The organism is Pseudoalteromonas sp. UBA6610 (genome assembly GCF_002433295.1).
Taxonomy (GTDB): Bacteria; Pseudomonadota; Gammaproteobacteria; order Enterobacterales; family Alteromonadaceae; genus Pseudoalteromonas; species Pseudoalteromonas atlantica.
Map to the genome: position 1 here is coordinate 1 of NZ_DJHW01000138.1, position 8,087 is coordinate 8,087.

Here is an 8,087-nt window from a genome sequence, read left to right on the forward strand (position 1 = left end):
GCTGCCCACTAAGTTACGACGCTCAGAGGCCTCAGCCGCATGGCGTTTTTCATCTTCGGCTTGCTGCAAACGCGCGGCAAGTACCGACATCGCTTTAGCGCGGTTTTTATGTTGCGAACGCTCATCCTGACACTCAACCACAACACCCGTTGGAATATGAGTAATACGAATTGCCGAGTCGGTTTTATTTACGTGCTGACCACCGGCGCCGGAGGCTCTAAAGGTATCTACTTTTATATCGGCGGTGTTTATTTCAATGGCTTCTGCTTCAGGAATTTCGGCCATTACTGCAACCGTACACGCAGAGGTATGTACACGCCCTTGCGACTCAGTCTCTGGTACACGCTGTACACGGTGAGCGCCCGATTCAAACTTAAGCTTACCGTACACACCTTCACCGCTAATGTTTGCTATAACTTCTTTGTAGCCGCCGTGTTCACCTTCGTTGGTGCTCACCACTTCAACTTTCCATTTTTGTGTTTCGGCGTAACGGCTGTACATTCTAAATAAATCGCCTGCAAAAATAGCCGCTTCGTCACCACCGGTACCCGCGCGTACTTCTAAAAATACATTGTTGTTATCTTTAGGATCTTTAGGAAGCATAAGCACTTGTAGCTCATCTTCTAATGATAAAATTTGCGCTTTAGCTTCTTTATATTCTTCTTGCGCCATTTCACGCATATCTGGGTCTGAATCTTTTAACATTTCTTCAGCAGTCGCTACATCGTCTTGCGCTTGTTGGTATGCTAAAAATGTTTTTACAATTTCTTCAAGCTCAGAGTATTCTTTTGAAAGAGCACGAAAGCGGTTTTGATCACTAATGACCGACGGATCGCTCAGTAGCGCTTGTACTTCTTCGTAGCGCTCTACTAAGGTTTCTAATTTACGATATACAGACTCTTTCATTTAACTGTTATTCCTGATCAATACCTAACATTTTTTTCAACTGAGTTAGTTGTGCCACTTCACCTTTTTTAGCCGCATCTTGAATTGCACGGGTAGGCGCGTGCATTAAGCGGTTGGTTAATTTATTGGCCAACTCTAATATAATTTTTTCTGCGTCTTTACCTGTATTTAGCTGGCTAACCGCCCGCTCAACAAGTTCTGACTTAATGGTTTGTACGTCGTTTCGGTAGTGGCGAATTAAATCAACCGAATCGAGAGAGCGAACCCACATTTCAAATTCTTTTACGCGCTCGCTTATTATTAATTGTGCTTGTTCTGCCGCCTGTTCACGCGCGGCCATATTCTCGCTTACAATGGCTTGTAAGTCATCAACGGAATATAAATAGGCTGCGTCAAGCTCGCCTACTTGGCTTTCTATATCGCGCGGTACGGCAATATCAATAAACAGCATAGGTTTATGGCGGCGCTGTTTTAATGCTTGCTCGACCACCCCTTTACCTATTATTGGTAACGTACTGGCGGTTGAGCTAATAACAATATCGGCTTTGTGTAAACGCTCAGGTAGTTGTGCCAGCGCAATCACATCGGCCGACACTTCCTGCGCTAAACCGCGTGCACGCTCAATGGTTCTATTGGCAACCGTAATTTGTTGCGGCTCATTTTGATATAAATGTTTAGCTACAAGCTCTATTGTTTCGCCGGCACCAATTAATAACACATTGGTTTTATCAAGCTTGCCATAAATATGTTTTGCTAAATTAACCGCTGCAAACGCCACCGACACAGCACTGGCACCAATATCAGTGTCGGTACGGACCTGCTTAGCTACCGAAAAGGTTTTTTGAAACAACCTATCAAACTTAACGCCTACAGCATCGTGTGTTTTGGCGCTATGATAAGCTTGCTTAATTTGCCCTAAAATTTGCGGCTCGCCCAATACCAACGAATCTAAGCCGCACGCAACACGCATTAAATGATTAATGGCTGCATCACCTTGGTGGCAATATATATTTTTGCTCAGTTCGTGTTCATCCAATCCATGGAAACTGGCAAGCCAGGCTAGCAGTGCTTGGGAATTTGACTGCTCAAGGCTACAATAGATTTCGGTACGGTTACAGGTAGATACAATAACGGCTTCGTTAAAGTCGGCATGACCGCTTAATTGCTGGAGCGCCTCAGACATTTGCTCAGGCGAAAAAGCCACTTTTTCACGTAATTCTACGGATGCGGTTTTGTGATTTATACCAAGTGCTATGATGGTCATATTTGCCAAATATTGCTGCGCCCTACTTTAAAGGCGGCAATTTTACCAAAAATCAGCGGAATATGGAAAGTAAGGAACAACATTTGATTAGACATTATTTAATTTTATTCACTCTTTTTTTGTTTTTAGCGGGCTGCGCCCACCAAATTGATACAAAAACAACGCTTTACGATGATTGGAAACCACGCTTAGCAGCGCAAAAAACCTGGCAAGCACAAGGTAAATTAGCGTTTATAAGCCCTGATGAGCGCCAATCTGCAAACTTAAATTGGCAACAAGACGAAAAACAAAACAACTTAGTGCTCACTACGTTTATTGGTACTCGTATATTGTCGCTTAAACAAACCCGCACAGGTGCGGTACTTGATTACGACGATAAAACATACACAGATACTAACGCCGCGTTATTATTAAAACGCTTAACCGGTTTTGACCTGCCAGTTGATAACGCCGATAACTGGTTAAAAGGCACGTTAACGTCGCAAACATTAAAAGTAGACGAACTTGGCCGTGCACAACAAGTTATTTGGTACGATAACAGCAATAAAAAGTGGCAAATAACGTATTCAAACTATAAACAGCAAGGTGGCTTTTGGGTTCCTGGCAATGTCACGCTAAAACATCAGCAAATTAAAATCAAAATTCAACTCTACAATTGGCAATTTAATTAAGTATGAATACTAAAACAGCTTTTTCGGTCATTGCACCGGCAAAACTTAACTTATTTTTACACATCAATGCGCGCCGTGATGACGGTTATCACGAACTAGAAACCTTATTTACCTTTTTAAATTTTGGCGACACACTCGACTTTTCAGCTAACGAAGCGCCCACTATTTTAATAACGGGTGATACGAAAGGCATAGCAGATTGCGATAATCTCATCTATAAAGCCGCGTTATTGCTTAAAAATCACTGTGGCATTTCATCAGGTGTAAAAATAAATCTCACTAAACGTTTACCTATGGGTGGCGGTGTAGGAGGCGGTTCATCTGATGCAGCCACCACGTTACTTGCACTTAATAAAATGTGGAATACACAACTAGATATTGATGAATTAGCAAACTTAGGCTTGCAATTAGGCGCCGACGTACCGGTATTTATTCGTGGTAAAAGCGCCATAGCACACGGTATTGGCGAACAATTGGTTGACGTAGAGCTTGAACAAAAATGGTATTGCGTTGTGCACCCTAATCAGCATGTAAGTACCGCTAAAATATTCACTCACCCAGATTTAAAACGCGATACACCAAAAATTTCAGGTGATTGGCGAACCCATAAATTAACCAACGATTGTGAGCCTTTAGTTAAAAAGCTCTGCCCCGAGGTTGAAAAAACCCTGCAGTGGTTGCTAAAATACGCCCCGTCGAAGATGACCGGAACAGGTTCATGTTGTTTTGTCGAATTTGCTAGCCAAGTTCAAGCACAAGATGTACTTGATAACCTCCCCCATACTTGGCAGGGTTTTGTTGCTTCTAGCACAAATGTCTCACCTGCTCATACGGAGCTTGCCGCCATATTCGATCAATGAAGTAACGTACAAGTAATCATAAGTTAACGCGTAGTGGGTTTTACCTATTTACCCGTTAGTCCAAAAATTCAGTGCCTGAGGAACCCTACCGTGCCTGACATGAAGCTCTTCGCTGGTAACGCAACACCTGAGTTAGCTCAAAAAGTTGCAAAACGTTTGTATATTGAATTAGGCGATGCTGTTGTTGGCCGTTTTAGCGACGGTGAGATCAGTGTTCAAATAAATGAAAATGTTCGTGGCTCGGATGTTTTTATCTTGCAATCAACCTGTGCCCCTACTAACGATAACCTAATGGAACTTATCGTTATGGTTGATGCTCTACGTCGTGCATCAGCAGGTCGTATTACTGCCGTCATTCCTTATTTTGGTTATGCACGTCAAGACCGTCGAGTACGTTCTGCGCGCGTTCCAATTACCGCTAAAGTTGTTGCCGATTTCTTATCAAGTGTAGGTGTTGACCGCGTTCTTACGGTTGATTTACACGCTGAGCAAATACAAGGTTTCTTTGACGTACCAGTAGATAACGTATTTGGTAGCCCTGTATTACTTGAAGATATGGAAGAGCGTGAGTTTGAAGACGTTGTTGTAGTATCGCCAGATATTGGTGGTGTAGTACGTGCCCGTGCTATTGCAAAACTACTTCACGACACAGACCTTGCTATTATTGATAAACGTCGCCCTCAAGCAAACGTTTCTCAAGTAATGCATATTATTGGTGATGTTGAAGGCCGCGACTGTATTATCGTAGATGATATGATTGATACCGGTGGTACTTTATGTAAAGCCGCAGAAGCACTTAAAGAACACGGTGCTAAACGCGTATTTGCCTATGCAACGCACCCTATTTTATCTGGCAAAGCTGCAGAGAACATTCGTAACTCAGTAATTGATGAAGTAATTGTAACTGACTCAATTCCGTTATCTGATGAATTAAAAGCGCTTGATAAAGTAAAAGTACTGACTCTTGCTGACATGTTAGCCGAAACAATTCGTCGCATCAGCAATGAAGAATCTATTTCAGCGATGTTTGAACACTAAAATCACACATTCGTTGGAACATATAAGCGCCTTTTGGCGCTTTTTTTGTATGTGTTGTTTATTTTATCGGGGAGCGGTGTTATGATAGCGCGCCTTTTGGGTAGGGACCTTGGTCGCAAAGGCCCTAACACTTTTAATTATTGGAGACATTATGTCTAACGAAACTTATACTTACAACGCTGAACTTCGCGTAGAAACTGGTACTGGTGCGAGCCGCCGCCTACGTCGCGAAGACAAAGTACCTGCTATCCTTTACGGTGCAGATAAAGAAGCGGTATCGCTTACTCTTGCTCATAAAGACATGATCAAAGCACAAGAAAGCGAAGGTTTTTACACGCACATTCTTACGCTAAATGTTGGCGGCGAGTCTGTTGAAGCTATCTTAAAAGATATTCAACGTCACCCATTCAAGCCAAAAATCACTCACCTTGATTTCCAACGTGTAGATGCAACTCACAAATTAGTAACTAAAGTTCCTCTTCACTTCATCGGTGAAGAAGCAGTTACTAAAGCTGGCGCAACTGTTGTTCACCAGTTAACTGAAGTTGAGATTTCTTGTCTTCCTAAAGCACTTCCAGAATTCGTTGAAGTTAACGTTTCTAATTTAGTAGTTGGTGATTCAGTTCACATTTCTGACCTTGAACTTCCTTCAGGTGTTCAGTCTGTTGAACTAGGTAAAGGCGAAGGCCACGACCTGTCAGTAGTTACAATCAAAGCTAACAAAGCAGCTCCTACTGAAGAAGAAGCTTCAGACGCTGCTGAATAATATTTAAGGTCTTGCACCTTGAATTCTATTCAAATGCTTGTGGGCCTGGCTAATCCAGGCCCCGAATACGCAAACACACGCCACAATGCAGGTGCTTGGTTCATTGAAGAACTCGCAGCACGCTACAACTGCACGCTCAAACACGATCCTAAATATCACGGCCTAACTGGCAAAGTGATCATCCAAGGCCAAGAATTCAAATTATTGATCCCCACCACCTACATGAACTTAAGTGGTAAAGCGGTCGGTAGTTTAGCCAATTTTTTCAAAATCCCCGTGGAAAACATACTTGTTGCCCATGACGAAATGGATTTAGACCCAGGCGTTGCCAAACTTAAAAAAGGTGGCGGTCATGGCGGTCATAATGGCTTAAAAGACATTATTGCAAAAATGGCAAACCAAAAAGATTTTATGCGTTTACGCATAGGTATCGGTCATCCAGGGCATCGTGAAATGGTTACCGGTTGGGTGCTTGGAAAAGCAGCCAAAGAAGACCAAGAAAAAATGGATGCAGCGGTTGATGAAGCTGTTCGTTGTATGGAAATACTTGCAAAAGATGGTGTGTTAAAAGCACAAAACAGACTACATTCTTTTAAACCATAATCGTTTAAACGAATCTTAACAAGGTATCTTACTATGGGTTTTAAATGTGGCATCGTTGGCTTGCCTAATGTTGGTAAATCAACGCTTTTTAATGCACTAACTAAAGCGGGTATTGAAGCCGCTAACTTTCCTTTTTGTACCATCGAACCTAACACAGGTGTAGTACCGGTACCCGATCCTCGCTTAGACGAGCTAGCAAAAATTGTAAATCCTCAACGTATTCTACCTACTAGTATGGAATTTGTTGATATTGCTGGTTTAGTAAAAGGCGCATCAAAAGGTGAAGGTTTAGGAAACCAATTTTTAGCAAACATTCGTGAAACGGATGCAATTGGCCATGTAGTTCGCTGTTTTGAAGACGAAAACGTAATTCACGTTGCAGGTACTATTGACCCTGCTGACGATATTGACGTTATCAATACCGAATTAGTACTTGCCGATATGGACAGCGCTGATAAAGCAATTTTCCGTAACGCTAAAAAAGCGAAAGGCGGCGATAAAGACGCTAAAGAGCAAAATGCAGTACTTGAAAAAGTTAAAGTACACTTAGACGAAGGGTTAACACTTCGCTCTTTAGAGCTTACTAAAGAAGAAAAAGCAGCAATTAGCTCAATTAACTTCTTAACTATTAAGCCTACTATGTACATTGCTAACGTAGCTGAAGATGGCTTTGAAAATAACCCACACCTTGACCGTGTACGTGCTATTGCAGAGTCTGAAGATGCTGTAGTAATTCCGGTGTGTGCTGCAATCGAATCTGAGCTTTCTGAACTAGATGAAGAAGACAAGCTTGAATTTATGGCAGACCTAGGTTTAGAAGAACCAGGCCTAAACCGTGTTATTCGCGGTGGTTACGAGCTATTGCATTTACAAACCTACTTCACAGCAGGTGTAAAAGAAGTACGCGCGTGGACTATTCCAGTAGGTGCAACTGCGCCGCAAGCGGCTGGTAAAATTCACACCGACTTTGAACGTGGCTTTATTCGCGCACAAACCATTGCTTATGACGACTACATTGCCTTTAATGGCGAAGGTGGCGCTAAAGAAGCCGGTAAAATGCGTCAAGAAGGTAAAGAGTACATTGTTAAAGATGGCGATGTAATGAACTTCTTGTTCAACGTATAATTACGCCTAAACAATCTGTTTATAAAAGCCCGCTTAATGCGGGTTTTTTTATGCCTTTATCTAAATAAGTTTTATCCCAAAAGACAAATGGCCTTAATTACTTTTGGCTTTTTATAGCAATTAGCATAATTAAGCGATCTATTTTGTTGATGGAAAAACCTGTTGATAGCTAGAAAAAACTCGCTATTTGGATGTTCTGAATGAGAATTTTTACACACAGATAGCGACACGTTTAGTCCCGCAAAATGATATAACTATTATTACGGATTGGTATGATACTAACGAGCTAAATTAAATACTTTATTTAACGTGATAAATACGCATCAGTAATAAGCAAATTGCCCTACCAACTGCCTCCACGCAGTGATTAATATGTATTTTTAAAGCAACTAGTGCACGTTATGGTGACTTAAAATGATTGCATAGCCTGGTTGTTAAGTATCATAACTTCATTCAATAGCTAAAATACTCAATAAACTCGGTTTTAATACAACTTGAACGCAAAGCGACTGCATAAATACTCAGCAGTTTTTATATTAACGGTTTTAAGTTGTTATTACTTAGTGTACTTTGACAGTTGATTTACAGTTAAAAAAACAGCAAATTTATTAAAATTTAGCCTCTTAGCTTAATTTTCCTGCAAACAAACCCTGTTAAGTGTTTTTTTGCAAAAAAGGTGTTGACGGATTTGGGTCATATCAGCATAATACGCCCCGCACTCAGCGATGAAGTGATAACAAAAGAGATGGCTAAGTAGCTCAGCTGGTTAGAGCACATCACTCATAATGATGGGGTCACAGGTTCAAATCCCGTCTTAGCCACCATTTTTCTTTTGTTGCTCAATGAAGAGTTTA

Annotated in this window: 8 protein-coding genes and 1 tRNA gene; 7 read left to right on the forward strand and 2 right to left on the reverse strand. The window is 41.5% G+C overall.

All coding sequences use genetic code 11. The features are described from left to right. The coding region (gene prfA, locus B4F91_RS18205) for a peptide chain release factor 1 (RefSeq protein WP_288636154.1) at window positions 1-906 on the reverse strand (906 nt) is incomplete at its 3' end. A 7-nt stretch (window positions 907-913) separates the two neighbouring features. Further along, on the reverse strand, window positions 914-2,170 hold the full coding sequence (hemA, locus tag B4F91_RS18210) for a glutamyl-tRNA reductase (RefSeq protein ID WP_004588835.1): 1,257 nt from the start codon (window positions 2,168-2,170) through the stop codon (window positions 914-916). An 83-nt stretch (window positions 2,171-2,253) separates the two neighbouring features. Between hemA and lolB the strand changes: the two genes are divergently transcribed. The 7 genes from lolB (at window position 2,254) to B4F91_RS18245 (ending at window position 8,057) form a co-directional block, all read left to right on the forward strand. Then, window positions 2,254-2,841, forward strand: a complete 588-nt coding sequence (gene lolB, locus B4F91_RS18215) for a lipoprotein insertase outer membrane protein LolB (RefSeq protein ID WP_004588834.1) — start codon at window positions 2,254-2,256, stop codon at window positions 2,839-2,841. Window positions 2,842-2,843: 2 nt separating this feature from the next. Continuing rightward, window positions 2,844-3,701 carry a 4-(cytidine 5'-diphospho)-2-C-methyl-D-erythritol kinase gene (gene ispE, locus B4F91_RS18220; RefSeq protein ID WP_286937230.1) on the forward strand — a complete coding sequence of 286 codons (858 nt, stop codon included), beginning with the start codon at window positions 2,844-2,846 and terminating at the stop codon, window positions 3,699-3,701. A gap of 90 nt (window positions 3,702-3,791) precedes the next feature. Then, window positions 3,792-4,739, forward strand: coding sequence for a ribose-phosphate pyrophosphokinase (locus tag B4F91_RS18225; protein WP_004588832.1), 948 nt, complete (start codon window positions 3,792-3,794; stop codon window positions 4,737-4,739). A 151-nt stretch (window positions 4,740-4,890) separates the two neighbouring features. After that, complete coding sequence (locus tag B4F91_RS18230; protein WP_004588831.1) at window positions 4,891-5,505, forward strand: 50S ribosomal protein L25/general stress protein Ctc; 615 nt, start codon at window positions 4,891-4,893, stop codon at window positions 5,503-5,505. Between the two features lie 18 nt (window positions 5,506-5,523). After that, window positions 5,524-6,108, forward strand: coding sequence for an aminoacyl-tRNA hydrolase (pth, locus tag B4F91_RS18235; protein WP_024033868.1), 585 nt, complete (start codon window positions 5,524-5,526; stop codon window positions 6,106-6,108). Window positions 6,109-6,141: 33 nt separating this feature from the next. Beyond that, window positions 6,142-7,233, forward strand: a complete 1,092-nt coding sequence (gene ychF, locus B4F91_RS18240) for a redox-regulated ATPase YchF (protein WP_004588829.1) — start codon at window positions 6,142-6,144, stop codon at window positions 7,231-7,233. Between the two features lie 747 nt (window positions 7,234-7,980). Beyond that, window positions 7,981-8,057 (forward strand) — tRNA-Met (locus B4F91_RS18245). Window positions 8,058-8,087 lie beyond the last annotated feature (30 nt).

Excerpts from the sequence above, each read along its gene's own strand:
- hemA (WP_004588835.1), bottom strand. The coding sequence starts at position 2,170 with ATGACCATCATAGCACTTGGTATAAATCACAAAACCGCATCCGTAGAA.
- ispE (WP_286937230.1), top strand. The coding sequence starts at position 2,844 with ATGAATACTAAAACAGCTTTTTCGGTCATTGCACCGGCAAAACTTAAC.
- B4F91_RS18230 (WP_004588831.1), top strand. The coding sequence starts at position 4,891 with ATGTCTAACGAAACTTATACTTACAACGCTGAACTTCGCGTAGAAACT.
- ychF (WP_004588829.1), top strand. The coding sequence starts at position 6,142 with ATGGGTTTTAAATGTGGCATCGTTGGCTTGCCTAATGTTGGTAAATCA.